Raw genomic sequence first — 16,438 nt, 5'->3', positions numbered from 1 at the left:
CATCAAATCACCGGGGGAGGGGTCTTTCTTAAATTCTACTCATTGAATAAATAATTGTTTTAAATAATAAAAATCGATTTTTACCCTGCGTATCAGTATATTCCCTAGTAGTCCGGTGTTTCTCTGTGAATCTACAGTCTGCATGTCATATGACAACATGATTTTTTTCCGTCCACGCAAGGCCGCCTCATGAAACTCAAGACCATCAAGATCACTCCCATCGCATTCAAGGACCCTCCGTTGCTGAACGCCGCTGGCATCCACGAACCTTATGCGTTGCGCACCATCATCGAGCTGGAAAGCGACACCGGCCAGATCGGTCTGGGAGAAACCTATGGGGATGCGCCCATCATCGAATTGCTGCAGGCCTTGCAGCCCAGCCTGATCGGCCTGGACCCGTTCGATCTGAACGGCCTGCGCCGGCGCGTCCAGGATACCGTCAACCGCACGCAGGTCAGCGCCAACACGGCCTACAAGCTTGCGCCGGGAACCGATCCGGCCAAGAACGTGCAAAAACTGTATTCCGCGCTGGAGGTGGCTTTGCTGGACATGCAGGCCCGCCACCTCGGCGCGCCGCTGGTGGATCTGCTGGGCGGGCGCGCGCGTGATGCCGTGCCTTTCAGCGCCTATCTGTTCTTCAAGTATGCCCGACATGTCGATGCCGCCTATCCCGACGATGCCTGGGGCGAGACGCTGACGCCCGCGCAACTGGTGGCCCAGGCCGAGACCATGATCGGCCGTCATGGCTTCCAGAGCATCAAGCTCAAGGGCGGGGTGCTGGAACCCGAACAGGAAGTCGAATGCGTCCGGGCGCTGGCGGCCCGCTTTCCGGGCATGCCGCTGCGCATCGATCCCAACGGCAACTGGTCGTTGGCGACGGCGATCGAGATGGGCAAGCGGCTCGACGGCTTGCTGGAATACTACGAGGATCCCTGCCCGACGCTCGCCGACATGGCCGCCCTGCACAAGGCGACCGGCCTGCCCCTGGCCACGAACATGGTCGTCACGGACATGGCCCAGTTCCGCGACAACGTGTCCGCCAACGGTTGCCAGATCATCCTGTCGGACCATCACTACTGGGGCGGACTGCGGGATACGCAGTTGCTGGCGCGCATGTGCGAGGTATTCGGCATGGGGCTTTCCATGCACTCCAACTCGCACCTGGGCATCAGCCTGACGGCCATGGCGCATGTGGCGGCCAGCGTGCCGACCTTGAGCTATGCCTGCGATACGCACTATCCCTGGCTGGATCCCGATGAGGAAGTCGTGGCCGGGGGGCAACTGGGCTTCCGGGACGGGGCGCTCGTGCTGAGCGATGCCCCCGGGCTGGGGCTCGAAATCGACCCGGACGCCCTGGCGCGGCTGCACGAGCAATATCTGGCCTGCGGTATCCGCTCGCGCGACGATGCTGCGCAGATGCGCAAGTACCAGCCCGGCTGGAGCGGCAAGGCGCCGCGTTTCTGAGCCCTTACTGGCCCGCATCCGGAACCGGGGCGGATCAGGAGGGGCGCATGAGGCGGACCAACGACGTGATCCGCCCCTGATCTGCCCGGTCAGCTCAGGTGACGGGGCCGGGGTTGAACAGCACCAGATCATTGGTGATGCCCCAGTGCTCGGCCCAGGTCTTGCGGCCGCTGGCGACTTCCAGAATGTGTTCGAACAGCTCCTGGCCTAGTTCCTCGATGCTGGCCTCGCCAGCGGCGATCCTGCCGGCGTCGATGTCCATCAGGTCGTGCCAGCGGCGCGCCAGATCCGAGCGCGTCGCGACTTTGATCACCGGCACCTCGGCCAGGCCGTAGGGTGTGCCCCGGCCGGTGGTGAAAATGTGGACATTCATGCCCGCCGCCAGTTGCAGCGTGCCGCACACGAAGTCGCCGGCCGGCGTGGCGGCGTACAGCAGGCCCTTGTCTTTCGCGCGTTCTCCTGGGGGGACGACGCCGCGGATCGGCGTGCTGCCGGATTTCACGATGGACCCCATGGCCTTCTCGACAATGTTCGACAGGCCGCCGCGCTTGTTGCCCGGCGTGGTGTTGGCGCTGCGGTCCGCCTGGCCGCGCTGCAGGTAATCGTCGTACCAGGCCATTTCCCGGATGAGGTCGCGGGCGACCTCGGGGGTGGCCGCCCGCGCCGTCAATTGATCGATGCCGTCGCGCACCTCGGTCACCTCGGAGAACATCACGGTTGCGCCCGCGCGCACCAGCAGGTCGGCGGCATGGCCTACCGCCGGATTCGCGGTGGCGCCGGAAAAAGCGTCGCTGCCTCCGCATTGCACGCCTACCACCAGATCCGAGGCCGGGCAGGTCTCCCGGCGTCGTTGGTTCAGGCGCTCCAGGTGGATCTCGGCCATCGCCAGGATGTCGTCGATCATGCTGCCGAAGCCGACGTGCCGTTCGTCTTGCAGGCGCACCAGATCCGGATGCGTGGCGCCGCGATCCTTGAAGCGCTCGGGCAGCAGGCGTTCGGGCTGCAGCTTCTCGCAACCCAGGCTGACCAGCATGACTTCGCCGCCGAAATTCGGATTCTGGGCGATGTGGCGCAGGGTCTTGACGGGAATCGAGGCGCCGGGGGCATCGATGGCTACGCCGCAGCCGTAGCCGTGGCGCAGCGCCACGACGCCGTCCACGTTCGGGTAGCGGGGCAGCAGTTCGCGGCGGATGCGGTGCAGGGCGATGTCCGCCACGCCGGCCACGCACTGCACCGTCATGGCGATGGCCAGAACGTTGCGGGTGCCCACGGAGCCGTCGGCATTGCGATAGCCTTGGAACGTATGGCCGGCCAGCGGCTCCAGATCGGGCGCGGGGGCGGTGCAGATCGGCAGGTCGTCCAAGGACGGCGCCGGGGGCATGCGCATGACGGCCTCGTAGATCCAGCTTCCGGCCGGCAGCGGCCTGGTCGCGTGGCCGATGACGACGCCGTAGCGGATGATGGCTCCCCCCTCGGGGATGTCGAGGAGGGCGACCTTGTGGCCCTGCGGGATGGATTCGAGCAGCGTCGGGCCGTCGGCGATGCGGGCGCCGGCGGGCAGTCCCCGGTCGTTGGCGATGATGGCGACATTGTCGCCCGCGCGCATGCGGATCATGCGGGGGACCTGGACGGTCGGTTTTGGGGAATGCACGGGGTGTCTCCTTGTGATGATCTCATCATACAACTAGAGATTTATACTGACAATATTCCTGGGAATCATGCGTGATAACTATTGATTATTGAGGGTTTTGATCTTCCTGGCAGTCTTGTGAAGATTCAATAATCTGTCGTCATATGAGTTATCACTTCAGGAATGCAGTATCATGAATCGTTCGAATCCACAGACTTCATCCATGGCCTCCGTTCCCGCCCGCCGTTCGCGCAATCTCACCCAGAATGTCGTGGCCGCATTGTCCGAGCGCATCCGCCACGGCGAGTTCCACGTCGGTGAAAAACTGCCGACCGAGTCGGCGCTGATGGAGTCCTTCGGCGTCAGCCGCACGGTGATTCGCGAGGCGATTTCGCGTCTGCAGGCCGCCGGCCTGGTCGAGACCCGGCACGGCATCGGGACCTTCCTTCTCGAGCCGCGCAACGAGCAGCAATTGCGCATCCGCACGGAAAGCATCCTGACCATGCTGGATGTCCTGGCGATCCTGGAGTTGCGGATCAGCCTGGAAACCGAGGCGGCGGGACTGGCCGCGCTGCGGCGTACGGATGCCCAGGTCCAGCAGTTGCGCGGCATCTTGGATGAGTTCTCCGAGCACATACGCAAGAAGACCGGCAATGCGGTGGTTTCGGACGTGGCTTTCCATCTGGCGGTGGCCACTGCCACGGGCAACCGCTATTTCCACGATATCCTCAAACAGCTCGGCAAGGCCATCATTCCCCGGACGCGCGTCGATTCGGCGGCCCTGGCGGAAGACGATCGCGTCGGCTACCTTGGCCGGGTCCATGTCGAGCACGAGGACATCTACAACGCCATCGTGCGCAAAGATCCGGATGCGGCCCGGGCGGCGATGCGCACGCATCTCACCAACAGCCGGGAGCGCCTGCGCCGTGCGCAGGAAGCCGCCGAGCAGGGAACCTGACGATCCCTTCATAGGTATGTCATCGTATAAGAGCGCCGTTGCCAAGCGCTCTTTTCGTTCTGGGCGAGACGGGAAAGCAATACAACCTTACATAAGGGTATACGCTAGCTAGGATCAATTCCGCTTGTTGCTTGTCGTCTGATGTCATATGATAACGTACGACTTGAACAACAGAAAAGCGTAATGCACGTTTTTCCAGATCAGAGGACACCACGCACATGACGACTTGCCAGGAATTGAAAGACATCCTGAAGGACGGGCTCTTGTCGTTTCCCGTCACGGATTTCGATGCCCAGGGGAATTTCGATCCCAAGGGCTATCGGGCCCGCCTGGAGTGGCTGATGCCCTACGGCGCCCGGGCCTTGTTCGCCGCCGGCGGCACGGGCGAATATTTTTCCCTCACCCTGGACGACTTCTCCAAGGTGGTGCGCACGGCCGTCGAAACCTGCCGCGGCCATACGCCGATCCTGGCCGGTGCGGGCGGCCCTACGCGCAATGCCATCGCCTTCGCCCAGGAAGCCCAGCGCCAGGGCGCCGCCGGCCTGTTGCTGATGCCGCACTACCTGACCGAAGCCCCGGAAGACGGCATCGCCGCACACGTCAAGGAGGTCTGCCAGTCCGTCGAGATCGGCGTGGTGATCTACAATCGCGGCCAATGCCGGCTGTCGGCGTCGGTGCTGGAGCGGCTGGCCGACGAGTGTCCGAACCTGATCGGGTTCAAGGACGGCGTGGGCGACATCGAGAACATGGTCCGGGTGCGTCGCCGTCTGGGGGATCGCTTCTCCTACCTGGGGGGGCTGCCCACGGCCGAGGTCTTTGCCGAAGCCTACCGCGCCCTGGGCGTGCCGGTGTACTCGTCCGCGGTGTTCAACTTCATCCCGGCGACGGCCATGAAGTTCTATGAAGCGGTCCGGGCCGGGGATCACGAAACCACCGCCCATCTGCTGGATACCTTCTTCCTGCCCCTGCTGGAAATCCGCAACCGCAAGCAGGGCTACGCGGTCAGCATCGTCAAGGCCGGCGCGCGGATCGTCGGCCATCCGGCCGGCCCGGTGCGCCCCCCGCTGACCGACCTGAACCCCCAGGAAGAGGCCGAACTGCGTCAATTGATCGAGGCGCTCTGAACGAACGAAGGCGAACATGACTGAAGACTCCGGCACGATCCAGCGCTACGACCGCATTCTGCTGACGGGTGCCGCCGGCGGCCTGGGCAAGGTGCTGCGCGAGACCTTGCGGCCTGATGCGCGGATCCTGAGGCTTTCGGACATCGCCGCCCTGGCGCCATCGCAGGGGCCGCACGAGGAAATCGTGCTCTGCGACCTGACGGACAAGGATGCGGTCGATGCCCTCCTGGAGGGTGTCGACGCCGTCGTGCACCTGGGCGGAATCTCGGTCGAGCGGCCTTTCGAGGAAGTCGTCGAGGCGAACATCCGGGGCACGTACCACCTGTATGAGGCTGCGCGCCGCAACGGCGTGCGCCGCGTGGTGTTCGCCAGTTCCAACCACGTGATCGGCTTTCACCGGCAAGGCGTGCGCTTGGACAGCCAGTCGCCGCGCCGGCCCGATGGCTATTACGGTTTGTCCAAGTCCTTCGGCGAGGATTTGGCCTCCTTCTATCACGACCGCTACGGGATCGAGACCGTGAGCCTGCGCATCGGCTCGTCCTATCCGAAGCCGCGCAACCGCCGGATGATGCATACCTGGCTCAGCTACCGCGATCTGACGGAGCTGGTGCGCTGCGGCCTGTACGCGCCGGGCGTCGGCCATACCGTGGCCTACGGCGCATCGGCCAATCGCGGCGGCTGGTGGGACAATCGCGGCGCGGCCGTCCTGGGTTATGCGCCGCAGGACAGTTCCGAAGCCTTTCGCGAGGAGATCGAACGCCTGCCGGCGCTGGCGGCCGACGATCCCGACGGAATCTATCAGGGAGGCGCCTTTACCGCCGCCGGACCTTTCGAGCGTGTGCCGCCCGTGCGGCGGGCAACCCGCTCGGCGGGCGAAGCCGAACTGGTGCTGCACGTGCGCAACCAGACGGGTGAAAGTCCGGTCTGGCATGCGCAGGAGCAGGCGCTGTACTGGGTGGATATCCCGGCAGGCGCATTGCATCGCTGGCGCGTGCACGATCAACAGCATGCCAGTTGGCGAGCGAACCAGCCGTTGGGCTGCATCGCCCGGGCGTCCGAAGGTGGCTGGATCGGCGCGATGGAGGACGGCATTTATCGCCTGGTGCCGGGCCCGGACCAGATCCTGTCGGCGCAGGCCTGGGCGCGGGTCGATCATGCACGGTCCGGCATGCGTTTCAACGACGGGCGATGCGACCGCCAGGGCCGTTTTTGGGCGGGCACCATGCTGACGGACATGGCGCAAGCCGCGCCGGTTGGCGCGCTGTACCGTTTGACGGGCCGCGGCGACGCGCTGCGTCTGGAGCGGATGGCCGGAGATCTGATCGTGCCCAACGGGCTGGCGTTCAGCCCGGACGGCCGCACGATGTACCTGTCGGATTCACATCCGCAGCGGCAATGCGTGTGGGCGTACGACTATGACATCGATGCGGGGGAGCCGGGACGGCGCCGCGTGTTCATCGACAGGCTGGTGGCGGGCCGCCCGGACGGCGCGGCCGTGGATGCCGAAGGGTGCTACTGGATCTGCGGCAACGATGCCGGGATGGTTCATCGCTACACGCCGGACGGCCGTCTGGACCGCAGCTTGCGCGTGCCGGTGGCCAAGCCCGCCATGTGCGCGTTCGGCGGCAAGGACCTGGACACGCTGTTCGTGACCTCGATCCGCTTGCCCGACGCGGCGCCGCACGCGCTCGACGGCGCGGTGTTCGCCTTGCGGCCGGGGGTGGGCGGGATCGAGGAGCCGGTGTTTACGGGCTGAGCCTCACCCCGAGTTCCGCAAGCCCGCGGCGATGCCGTTGATGGTCATGTGAATGGCGCGTTGATCGCGCGATTCCTGCTCGTCGGCGCGACGCGTCGACGAATGGCCCGCCCGCACGCGGCGCAGCAGCTCGACTTGCAGATGGTTCAACGGATCGATGTAGGCGAAGCGCTCGGCCAGGGCGTTGCGCAGGGGTTCGTCGTGCGCCAGCAGATCGTGCCCGGTGATGGCGCAGAACGCGTCGCGCGTTGCCTGGTATTCGGCGGCGATGCGCTCGAAGATCCGTTTGCGCAGGGGTTTGTCGGGAACCAGTTCGGCGTAGGCGCGGCCGATGGCCAGGTCGGTCTTGGCCAGCACCTGTTCCATATTGGACAGCAGGGTGCGGAAGAAAGGCCAATCCCGGGCCATGGCCTGCAGCCGTTCGAGACGCGCTTCGCGCGACAGGGCGCCGTCGGGCCCGCCTTCCGACAGATAGCGTCCGAGCGCCGTGCCCATCCCGTACCAGCCGGGCAAGGGCAGGCGGCACTGGGCCCAGGAAAACGACCAGGGGATGGCGCGCAGATCCTCGATGCGCTGCAGCGCCTTGCGCGAAGAGGGGCGCGAGCCGATGTTCAGGCCGGCGATCTCGCGGATCGGCGTCGAGGCGAAGAAATAATCCGTGAAGCCTTCAGTGCCGTAGACCAGGTCGCGGTAGGCGTGGCGGGCGGTGTCCGACATCCAGGCCATGGCTTCGCCGTAGCGGGCGGCGTGGCCGTCTTCCGCCTGGGTGGCGGGCGAGCCCGACGCCAGGCTGGCTTCCAGGGTGGCGGCGACGAAGAGTTCCAGGTGCGAACGGCCGACCTCGGCGTCCTTGTAGCGGCCCTGGATGATCTCGCCCTGTTCGGTCAGGCGGATCTGATTGTTCACGGTGCCCGGCGGCTGCGACAGGATGGAGTCGTAGCTGGGGCCGCCGCCCCGGCCCACGGAGCCGCCGCGCCCGTGAAACAGGCGCAGGCGGGTGCGGTGCTTGCGGAAAACCTCCACCAGGCGCCGCTCGGCCTGGTAGAGCGACCAGTTCGAGGTCAGATAGCCGCCGTCCTTGTTGCTGTCGGAATAGCCCAGCATGACTTCCTGGATGCCGTGCTGGGCCTGGCGCACGCGCACGGCGACCTCGGGCAGCGACAGCCAGGCGTCCATGATCTCGGGGCCGCGCTCCAGGTCGGGGATGGTTTCGAACAGCGGCACGACCATCAGCCCGCCCTCGGCCGCCGCATCGCTGGCCGTCGTGGGGGCGATCAGGCCGGTCTCCTGCTGCAGTACCAGGACTTCAAGCAGGTCGCTGAGGGTCTCGGTGTGGGACACGATGGCCTGGCGCAGGGCGGCTTCGCCGAAGCGGCGTCGGCAATCCGCGGCCATGCGCAGGATGGCCAGCTCTTTGGTCGTTTCGGCCGAATATTCGATCCAGGGCGACACCAGGGGACGCGGTTCGCGCAGTTCCTGGCGCAGCACGCGGATGCGGTCCGCCTCGGACAGGCGCGCATAGCGCACCGGCTTGCCGTCGAGTGTCACGCGGGCGTGGCGCATCAGTTCGTCGAGCACGCGTTCGTGGACGTCGGAGCTTTGCCGCAGGTCGACCGTCGCCAGGTGCAGGCCGAAGATTCTGACCGCCTGGCACAGGTGCGTCAGGCGCAGCCGCGCCACCAGGGCGCCATGATGCGCATCCAGCGATTCGGCCACGGTGTCCAGATCCGCCGCCAGTTCGGCGGCCGTGCCGTAGGCCGGGGCTTCGTAGATGTTGCGGCGGGCCAGGCGGCGGCCGGTCAGGGCCAGCGCGGTGGCGGCCAGACGGGCGTAGATGTGGATGCAGGCGCGCCGGTAGGGCTCGTCCTGGCGGTGCGGGGACGGATCCTGGCTGGCGCCGGCCAGCTCGGCCAGGGCGGGGGTGACGCGCATCAGGGAATGCGAGACGGACAGCTCCGATCCCAGAGCATGGACCTCGGTCAGGTAGTAGCGCAACGCATGGGCGCACTGGCGCAGCAGCGCTTGTTCCAGCGTGCCGGCGTCGACGTTCGGGTTGCCGTCGCGGTCGCCGCCGATCCAACTGCCCATGTGGACGAAGGGCGGCAGCGGCGTGTTGTCCACGTCGAATACGGTGCGCGCCGGCTTGCGCAACAGCGCCCCCATGTCCAGATGCAGTTGGGGCAGGGTGCTGAAAAAGGTGCTGGTGTAGTAGGACAGCGCGTTGTCGATCTCGTCGAGCACGGTGAGCTTGCTCTGGCGCAGCATGCGGGTCTGCCACAGGGCGGCGATCAAGCCGGTCAGGCGTTCCCGCAACCGGGCGGCCTCCAGGGGCGCATGCGGGGTGTCGAGCTGGCGCAGGTGTCCGGCGATGGCCTGATGCAGATCCAGCGTGCTCTTGCGCTGGACTTCGGTGGGGTGCGCGGTCAGCACGGGCACGATGCAGGCCGAAGCCAGGTGCTGGCGAATGCGGGCGCCCGATAAGCCGGCGGCCTGCAAAAGCTCGACGGCATGCCGCAGGCTGCCCGGGACGGAGACCCCCTCGGTCTGCCATTGCAGGCGCTGGCGGCGGGTCTGGTCGCGGTCTTCGGCGATATTGGACAGGTGCAGGAAGTAGCTGAAGGCGCGGGCGACGGAATTGGCCTCGCCGTCGGCCAGGCGGCGGATCTGGCGCTCCAGCATGCGGCCGTCGCGGTCCAGGCCTTCGCGGCGGAATTTCACGGCGGCGCGGCGCAGCTTTTCGATCACGTCGTAGACGGCGCGGCCTTCGCAATCCCGGATGACTTCCCCCAATGTACGGCCCAGCAGCCGGATGTCTTGTCGCAGGGGGGAGAGGGTTTCATTCGGGATTGCGGGTTTCACGGGGTCTCCAGCGTAGGGAATCGGAACGTGCGCATCCTGCCCGCCCCATCTTGCCGGGCGGGAGGAACCGTTTATCATAAGCGCTTTTGCTCCTTCCGTTTCCAGGACCGCCGCCATGCCGCATTACCGTTCCCGCACTTCAACCCACGGCCGCAACATGGCCGGCGCCCGCGCACTCTGGCGCGCCACCGGCATGAAGGACGGGGACTTCAGCAAGCCCATCATCGCCGTGGTGAACTCCTTTACCCAGTTCGTGCCGGGCCATGTGCACTTGAAGGACATGGGCCAACTGGTGGCGCGCCAGATCGAGGCGGCCGGCGGCGTGGCCAAGGAATTCAACACCATTGCGGTGGACGACGGCATCGCCATGGGACACGGCGGGATGCTGTATTCGCTGCCCTCGCGCGAATTGATCGCCGATTCGGTGGAATACATGGTCAACGCGCATTGCGCCGACGCCATGGTCTGCATCTCGAACTGCGACAAGATCACTCCGGGCATGCTGATGGCCGCCATGCGGCTGAACATCCCCGTCGTGTTCGTGTCCGGCGGGCCGATGGAGGCCGGCAAGGTCATCGCCAAGGACGGCAAGACCGTGGTGCGCAAGCTCGACCTGGTCGACGCCATGATCGAGGCCGCCGACCCGGACATCACCGATGAGCAGGCCGAAGCCGTCGAACGCAGCGCCTGCCCGACCTGCGGATCCTGTTCGGGCATGTTCACGGCGAATTCCATGAACTGCCTGACCGAGGCCCTGGGCCTGTCGCTGCCGGGCAATGGCACAGTCGTGGCCACGCATGCCCGCCGCAAGGGGCTGTTCGAACTGGCCGGCAGCCTGATCGTGCAGTTGTGCAAGCGCTGGTACGAGCAGGACGACGCCTCGGTGCTGCCGCGCAGCATCGCCACGTTCGAGGCCTTCAGCAACGCCATGACGCTGGACGTGGCGATGGGCGGGTCCACCAACACGGTGCTGCACCTGCTGGCGGCCGCCCAGGAGGCCGGCGTGCCCTTCACCATGGCCGACATCGACCGGATCTCGCGCCGCGTGCCCTGCCTGTGCAAGGTGGCGCCGGCCACGCCCGACTACCACATCGAAGACGTGCACCGCGCCGGCGGCATCATGGGCATCCTGGCGGAGCTCGCCCGCGCGGGCCTGCTGGACCTGTCCGTGGGTAATGTGCATGCCGGCACGCTGGGCGAGGCCATCCGCCGCTGGGATGTGTGCGGCGAGCACGGCGCAGGCGTGGCGGATTTCTACCGCGCGGCGCCCGGCGGCGTGCCCAGCCAGACCGCTTTCAGCCAGGACCGCTACTACGAGACCCTGGACCTGGACCGCGAGGCGGGCTGCATCCGCGACCGCGCGCACGCCTATTCGCAAGACGGCGGGCTGGCCGTGCTGTATGGCAACCTGGCGCCCAACGGCTGCATCGTCAAGACGGCCGGGGTGGACGACAGCATTCTCACCTTCACCGGCCGCGCCCGCGTCTACGAAAGCCAGGAAACCTCGGTCAAGGGCATCCTGGACGGCGAGGTCGTGGCTGGCGACGTGGTCATCATCCGCTACGAAGGCCCCAAGGGCGGCCCCGGCATGCAGGAAATGCTCTATCCCACGTCCTACCTGAAATCCATGGGCCTGGGCAAATGCGCGGCCCTGTTGACCGACGGCCGGTTTTCCGGCGGTTCGTCGGGCCTGGTGATCGGCCACGCCTCGCCCGAGGCCGCCGAGGGCGGCAACATTGCCCTGGTCGAGGACGGCGACACCATCGAGATCGACATCCCCAACCGCCGCATTCATCTGGCGATCGACGACGAGACCCTGGCGGCGCGGCGCGCCGCCATGGAGGCGCGCGGCGCGCAGGCCTGGAAGCCCGCCGACCGCCAGCGCGAAGTCTCGCAGGCGCTGCGCGCCTACGCGGCCCTGGCGACCTCGGCCGATCGGGGCGCGGTGCGCGACGTCGGCCAACTGAAATGAATCGGGCGCCGCACAGCCTCTGAGGACTGGGCGGCGCCCGGAGGGGCCGGTCAGGATCAGAACTTGTAGCTCACCCCCGCGGTGATGCTGCGGCCGTTGCCGGGCAGGAAGGTGGGCATCGCGGTCGTTCCGGTGTTGCGGATGACGAAAGCGCTGGCATAGGTCTCATCCGTCAGGTTGTCCGCCTGCAGGTAGGCTTGCCAGTGCTTGCCCATCTGGTAGTCCACCTTGAAGCCGAGCAGGGCGTAGCTGTCTTGCTGAGTGTCCGGCGTGTTGGCATGGTTGGTTTCCGTGTCGGCCGGCATCCAGCGCACGTTCGGGCCGAAGCGCAGTCCGCCGATACGGTAGAGCAGTTCGGCGCTCACCAGGTGGCGCGGCACGCCGGCGATGCGGTTGCCGGCGTATTCGCCGCCCTTGAAGCGGAAGTCGCTGAAGGTGTAGGCCATGCGGTAGTCGAAGGCCGCGCCCGCGCCAGGGGCGGGCAGGCTGCCATTCAGGCCCAGTTCGATGCCCTGGTGGCGGGTGCCGCCGCGGTAGTTGTAGGTGCCTGACGGTGTGCCGTTGGCGGTGCTGACGGCCATCAGCTCGTCCTTCACATCGCTGTGGTAGAACGTCAGCGCCCAGTGCGGCGCGGATGGGCCGCTGCCCAGCAGGCCTTCGCCGCCGATCTCGACGGTGTCGGCGCGCTGCAGCTTCAGTTTGTTCAGACCGGTTTTCCCGAGCGTATCGTTGAGGGGCGAGGGCGGGCTGCCCGCGCTGATGATTTCCCAGTAAGTGGGCGCTTCGTTGCTGCGGCTCACGTTCACGAAGAATCGCTGCGTGTCGACGGGCTGCCAGACCAGGCCCAGCTTCGGGCTGACGTAGTTCCAGTCCTGATCCAGCGTATTGCCCGAGGTCCGTTCGCGCGCATCGCGGATCGCCTGGGTGAACTTGGCGTCGCCCACGACCGTCCATTGCGGGTTGACGTGCCAGGCGAAGCCCAGCAGGGCGCTGCGGTTTTCCGCCTGCAGGTCGTAATTGCCGTAGTGAGTCTTGCGGTTGCCCGTCTCTTTGTTGACGGTGTACAGGTCGCGGTCCATGTTGCTGCGGGACCAGTCCAGGGCCACACGGTAGTCGATGGCGCGGTACTTGCCCGCGAGCTGCCACTGCGCGCCGTAGGTCATGCCGTCGGTCACGGTGGAGGTCATCGGATCCTGGAAAGTGTCGTCGATGGTCTGCGCGTAGACGCCCAAGATGTTGTTCAGGGTTTCGGTGCCCCAATAGGTGCGATTGGCGGCGCGCAGTTGCGAGGACTTGCGGTGCGGGTGGCGCTTGCCGATATCGAGCTGGTTGAAGGGCGAGCCCACTGCGACCCCTTCGCCGTTGGTTTGGCGCGGGTCGTATTCCATCTGGGCGCGCGTCACCACGAACGGGATATCCACATCCAGATCCACATACGACAGATACGTGCAGTTCTCGAAACCGTCGCCCTGGACGCCGAAGTTGCCTTGCACGCCGGTGCGGTCGGAGTCTGAGTGATGGCGGTAGCCGTCGTACTGGTCGCGGGTGACGCTCAGGCGGCCATCCAGGTTGCCGCTGCGAAAACCCTTGGCGGCCTGGGCGCCAAAGCGCCCGAAGCTGCCGCCTTCCACGCGCAGCAGATCGCCTTCCGTGCCCGTCAGCGATTGGAAATCCAGTTCGCCGCCCAGGGTGGTGGCGGCCGGCGACAGGGCGTTGGCGCCCCGGCGCGCGCTGATCAGGCGGGCATTGCGCGGCTCGAGAAAGCCGATCACGAAAGAGCCGTCGGCCTCGTTCAGCGGCAGGCCGTCCTGCAGCAGCATGACACCCCGGTTCACAGGATTGCTCTGGATGCCCGAGCCGCGGATGTTCAAGCGCGGCTGGTCCAGGCCGCCGAAGAATTCCTGGACGACCAGGCCCGGCTGGTAGTCCAGGGCGTCCTTCAACGTGACCAGGCGGCTTTCCCTTTGCGGTTCGATCAGGTTGGTGCCGCCGGCCACGCCGTCCAGGCGGGCGCGTTCGGCCGTGATGCCGGGATTCAAGGGGGTAGCCTGGGCATCGCCGCTGACGGTGATGGGATTGAGGCGCTGGACTTCCTGGGCATGAACCGGCGTCAGGCCGGCGGCGACCAGCGTCAAGGCCAGGGCCAGGGGCGTGCGGGCGTAGGGGGCGCTCATTTTTTGGGAATCCTCGGTCGAAGGAAAAGTGAAGAAGAGAGTGGAAAAATTCCGCTAGCTGCCGGAGGCGGGCGGCGCGTCGTGGTCGGGCGCGCCTAGCCGGCCAAAGGGCGCGGGCTGCTCCGCGATGCGGCCATCGGCCACCCGCCAGATGCGGTCCACCAGGCCGGCGAGTTCCCAAGGCTGGTGGCTGATGCAGATCAGGGCGGCGCCGGTGGCGCGTGCTTGTTCGGCGCAGAGCCGTCCCAGATCGGCCCGCAGGGCGGGGTCCAGCGCGCTGAAAGGTTCGTCGAGCAGCAACAGGTCGGGCTCCAGCGCCAGGGCGCGGGCCAGGGCGGCGCGTTGGGCCATGCCGCCGGACAGTTCACTGGGCCAGGCTTGCGCCGAGTCGGCCAGTCCCACGCGGCCCAGCCAGCGGTCCCGCCGCGCGGCGATCTCGCCGGCGGCGACGCCGCCCGCCCGCAGGGCAATGTCCAGGTTGTCGGCCACGTTGCGCCAGGGCAGCAGGCGGGGCTCCTGGAAGACGAGACGGGTGCATTGGAAGGTATTGCGGCAGGTTCCGCCGTCCGGCTTCAACAGGCCGGCCGCCACGCGCAGCAGGCTGCTCTTGCCTGCGCCGCTGGGGCCGATCACGCCGATGCGTTCGCCGGGACGGACCTCCAGGCGGATGTCGTCGAACACGGCGCGCGGCCCGAAAGCCAGGCTCAGGTTGCGCATCTCAAGCATGGCTGGGCTCCTGCCAGCGGGTCAGGCGGCGCTGGAGCGGTTGCAACAGCAGGAATTCCAGCAGCGCCACCAGCCCCAGGATCAGCAGCACCCAGGCGTAGAGCCGGCCGCTGTCGAAGGTGCTGCGCGCATTGGCCAGCGCGTAGCCCACGCCGCTTTCGGCGCCCAGGACTTCGGCCATGACCACCAGCCGTACGCCGCCGCAGGCGGCGATCAGCAGCGCGGCGGTCAAGGGCGCCGCCAGCGCGGGCAGGTAGATGTGGCGCAGCCGTGTCCAGGCGCCGAAGCGGTAGACGTGGCCCATTTCCAGCAGGCCGGCGTCGATCATGCGCATGCCCTTGACCGTGTTGACATACATGCCGGGCGCCATCATCAGGATGGTGATGAAGATCACCATGCCCGAACCCAGACCGAACCAGAGCATCGCCAGCACCACCACGACCACGGGCGGGATGGCCATCAGCAGCCAGCGCAGGGGTTCCAGCAAGCCGCGCAGGCGCGCGTCGTGGCCGGCCAGCACGCCCAGGACGAAGCCGATGCTGCAGCCCACGCTCACGCCGAGCGCGATGCGCGCCAGGCTGTCCCGGCTGTGCGACCAGAAGCCCGGATCGCCGGCCAGAGAGCCGATCGTGCGCAAGGCCTCCAGCGGCGTCGCCATCAGCATGGGTCCCATGAGGCGGGCGGCAAGCTCCCATCCGCCGAAGATCAGGACCACGCCCAGCGTGGACCAGAGCCTGGAGGTGCGCTTGAGGCGGTCCGGCGCGGTCATCCGGTTCATGGTCCGTAGAATCCGGCATCGGGCAGGCGGGCGCCCACGGCTTCGGGGTTGTGCTGCAGAATCAGGCCGTAGAGGGCTTCCAGGTCGGGCCGCACGGCACGGGCTTCGCGGCTTTCCAGGCGGGTGACCCGGATCGACGCCTCGATGGCCTCGACCGGCAGGAAGTCCAGGTGCTTGTGCGCCAGGCGGGCGCAGGCGGCGGGCTCGGCCTTGCACCAGCGCGCCGAATGGTCATAGGCGCGCACGAAAGCCGCGCCCAGCGCGCGGTCGTCGGCCACGCCGGTATTGGCCATGATGCCGGCCTGAGGCAGATCGGGATGGCCGGGGAACGTCTCGCGCCAGGCGGTCTCCAGGCTCTGCACTCGGTGCAGCGCGGCGCCGCCCTGGCGCGCGTTCTGTGCCAGCAGGAGCGAAACGGACGGCTCGGGCAACAGGGCGCTGGAGGCTTCGCCTGTCAGCAGCAGGGCGATGGCGTCCTGGGCGTCGCGCGCATAGCGGAGGACCGGTGCGCGTTCGCCGCTCAGGCCTTGCGCATCCAGCAGGCGTTCGAGCAGCAGGGCAGGCAGGTCGCGCTGGAAGGTCGTCAACAGCGGCTTGCCGGCCAGATCGCCCACCGTGCGCACGTCCGGATCGGCGCTGATGAACCACAACAGGCCCCAGACCGAGACGTTCAGCAGGCGCACGGGCATGCCGCGGTTGGCCATGATGGCGGGCAGATTCACCGGCGTGGCGCTGAAATCGACTTCCTGCTTGGCGAGCAGCACGCGCAACTGGTCGGGGCTCTTCCAGTGGCGGAACTGGACAGCGCCGGCCCACTCCGCCAGGGCGCCGGTCTCGACCATGTGGATCAGCGGGAAGCTGACGGCGGCCGTGGGGCCGGCCAGGATCAGGTGTTCACGCGGGGCGGCCGACACGGACAGGCCTGCGCCCAACAGGGCGCAGAGCAGGCCGAGCCGGGCCAGGCGGTATGATGCACGAAGGGATTCCCACATGATTG

11 protein-coding genes and 1 pseudogene are annotated in these 16,438 nt (G+C 67.0%); 6 read left to right on the top strand and 6 right to left on the bottom strand.

What is annotated here, in order from left to right; translation table 11 throughout:
* Positions 1-189 precede the first annotated feature (189 nt).
* Positions 190-1,464, top strand: coding sequence for a glucarate dehydratase family protein (locus ABRZ00_RS03255; protein WP_368641144.1), 1,275 nt, complete (start codon positions 190-192; stop codon positions 1,462-1,464).
* Between the two features lie 94 nt (positions 1,465-1,558).
* On the opposite strand, the gene garD is transcribed toward ABRZ00_RS03255, so the two are convergent.
* Positions 1,559-3,079, bottom strand: coding sequence for a galactarate dehydratase (gene garD, locus ABRZ00_RS03250; RefSeq protein ID WP_368642800.1), 1,521 nt, complete (start codon positions 3,077-3,079; stop codon positions 1,559-1,561).
* A 208-nt stretch (positions 3,080-3,287) separates the two neighbouring features.
* Between garD and ABRZ00_RS03245 the strand changes: the two genes are divergently transcribed.
* The 4 genes and pseudogenes from ABRZ00_RS03245 to ABRZ00_RS03230 all read left to right on the top strand — a co-directional run bounded on the left by ABRZ00_RS03245 (position 3,288) and on the right by ABRZ00_RS03230 (position 6,932).
* A complete protein-coding gene (locus ABRZ00_RS03245; protein ID WP_368641145.1) occupies positions 3,288-4,052 on the top strand; it encodes a FadR/GntR family transcriptional regulator in 765 nt (254 codons plus the stop codon).
* A 218-nt stretch (positions 4,053-4,270) separates the two neighbouring features.
* A complete protein-coding gene (gene kdgD, locus ABRZ00_RS03240; protein WP_368641146.1) occupies positions 4,271-5,176 on the top strand; it encodes a 5-dehydro-4-deoxyglucarate dehydratase in 906 nt (301 codons plus the stop codon).
* Between the two features lie 16 nt (positions 5,177-5,192).
* Positions 5,193-6,008: pseudogene (locus ABRZ00_RS03235) on the top strand (NAD-dependent epimerase/dehydratase family protein); the annotation flags it as partial.
* Between the two features lie 51 nt (positions 6,009-6,059).
* Complete coding sequence (locus tag ABRZ00_RS03230) at positions 6,060-6,932, top strand: SMP-30/gluconolactonase/LRE family protein (RefSeq protein ID WP_368642801.1); 873 nt, start codon at positions 6,060-6,062, stop codon at positions 6,930-6,932.
* A 3-nt stretch (positions 6,933-6,935) separates the two neighbouring features.
* Here the strand turns inward: ABRZ00_RS03230 and ppc are convergent, their stop codons facing one another.
* A complete protein-coding gene (gene ppc / locus ABRZ00_RS03225) occupies positions 6,936-9,791 on the bottom strand; it encodes a phosphoenolpyruvate carboxylase (RefSeq protein WP_368641147.1) in 2,856 nt (951 codons plus the stop codon).
* 115 nt (positions 9,792-9,906) lie between these two features.
* Between ppc and ilvD the strand changes: the two genes are divergently transcribed.
* The gene (gene ilvD / locus ABRZ00_RS03220) at positions 9,907-11,763 is read left to right on the top strand and encodes a dihydroxy-acid dehydratase (RefSeq protein WP_368641148.1); all 1,857 of its coding nucleotides are present in this window, start codon (positions 9,907-9,909) and stop codon (positions 11,761-11,763) included.
* Between the two features lie 56 nt (positions 11,764-11,819).
* Here the strand turns inward: ilvD and ABRZ00_RS03215 are convergent, their stop codons facing one another.
* Genes ABRZ00_RS03215 through ABRZ00_RS03200 form a run of 4 tightly spaced genes read right to left on the bottom strand, consistent with a single transcriptional unit; the run spans position 11,820 to position 16,433 of the window.
* A complete protein-coding gene (locus tag ABRZ00_RS03215) occupies positions 11,820-13,937 on the bottom strand; it encodes a TonB-dependent receptor family protein (RefSeq protein ID WP_368641149.1) in 2,118 nt (705 codons plus the stop codon).
* A 54-nt stretch (positions 13,938-13,991) separates the two neighbouring features.
* Positions 13,992-14,663, bottom strand: coding sequence for an ATP-binding cassette domain-containing protein (locus ABRZ00_RS03210; RefSeq protein ID WP_368641150.1), 672 nt, complete (start codon positions 14,661-14,663; stop codon positions 13,992-13,994).
* The gene (locus ABRZ00_RS03205) at positions 14,656-15,441 is read right to left on the bottom strand and encodes an ABC transporter permease (RefSeq protein WP_368641151.1); all 786 of its coding nucleotides are present in this window, start codon (positions 15,439-15,441) and stop codon (positions 14,656-14,658) included. The genes ABRZ00_RS03210 and ABRZ00_RS03205 overlap by 8 nt, the downstream gene beginning before the upstream one ends.
* A complete protein-coding gene (locus ABRZ00_RS03200) occupies positions 15,438-16,433 on the bottom strand; it encodes an ABC transporter substrate-binding protein (protein WP_368641152.1) in 996 nt (331 codons plus the stop codon). The genes ABRZ00_RS03205 and ABRZ00_RS03200 overlap by 4 nt, the downstream gene beginning before the upstream one ends.
* Between the last annotated feature and the right edge of the window lie 5 nt (positions 16,434-16,438).

The sequence above is a fragment of the Castellaniella ginsengisoli genome (genome assembly GCF_040955415.1).
Taxonomy (GTDB): Bacteria; Pseudomonadota; Gammaproteobacteria; order Burkholderiales; family Burkholderiaceae_B; genus Castellaniella; species Castellaniella ginsengisoli.
This window is presented reverse-complemented; position numbering and strand designations above follow the sequence as displayed.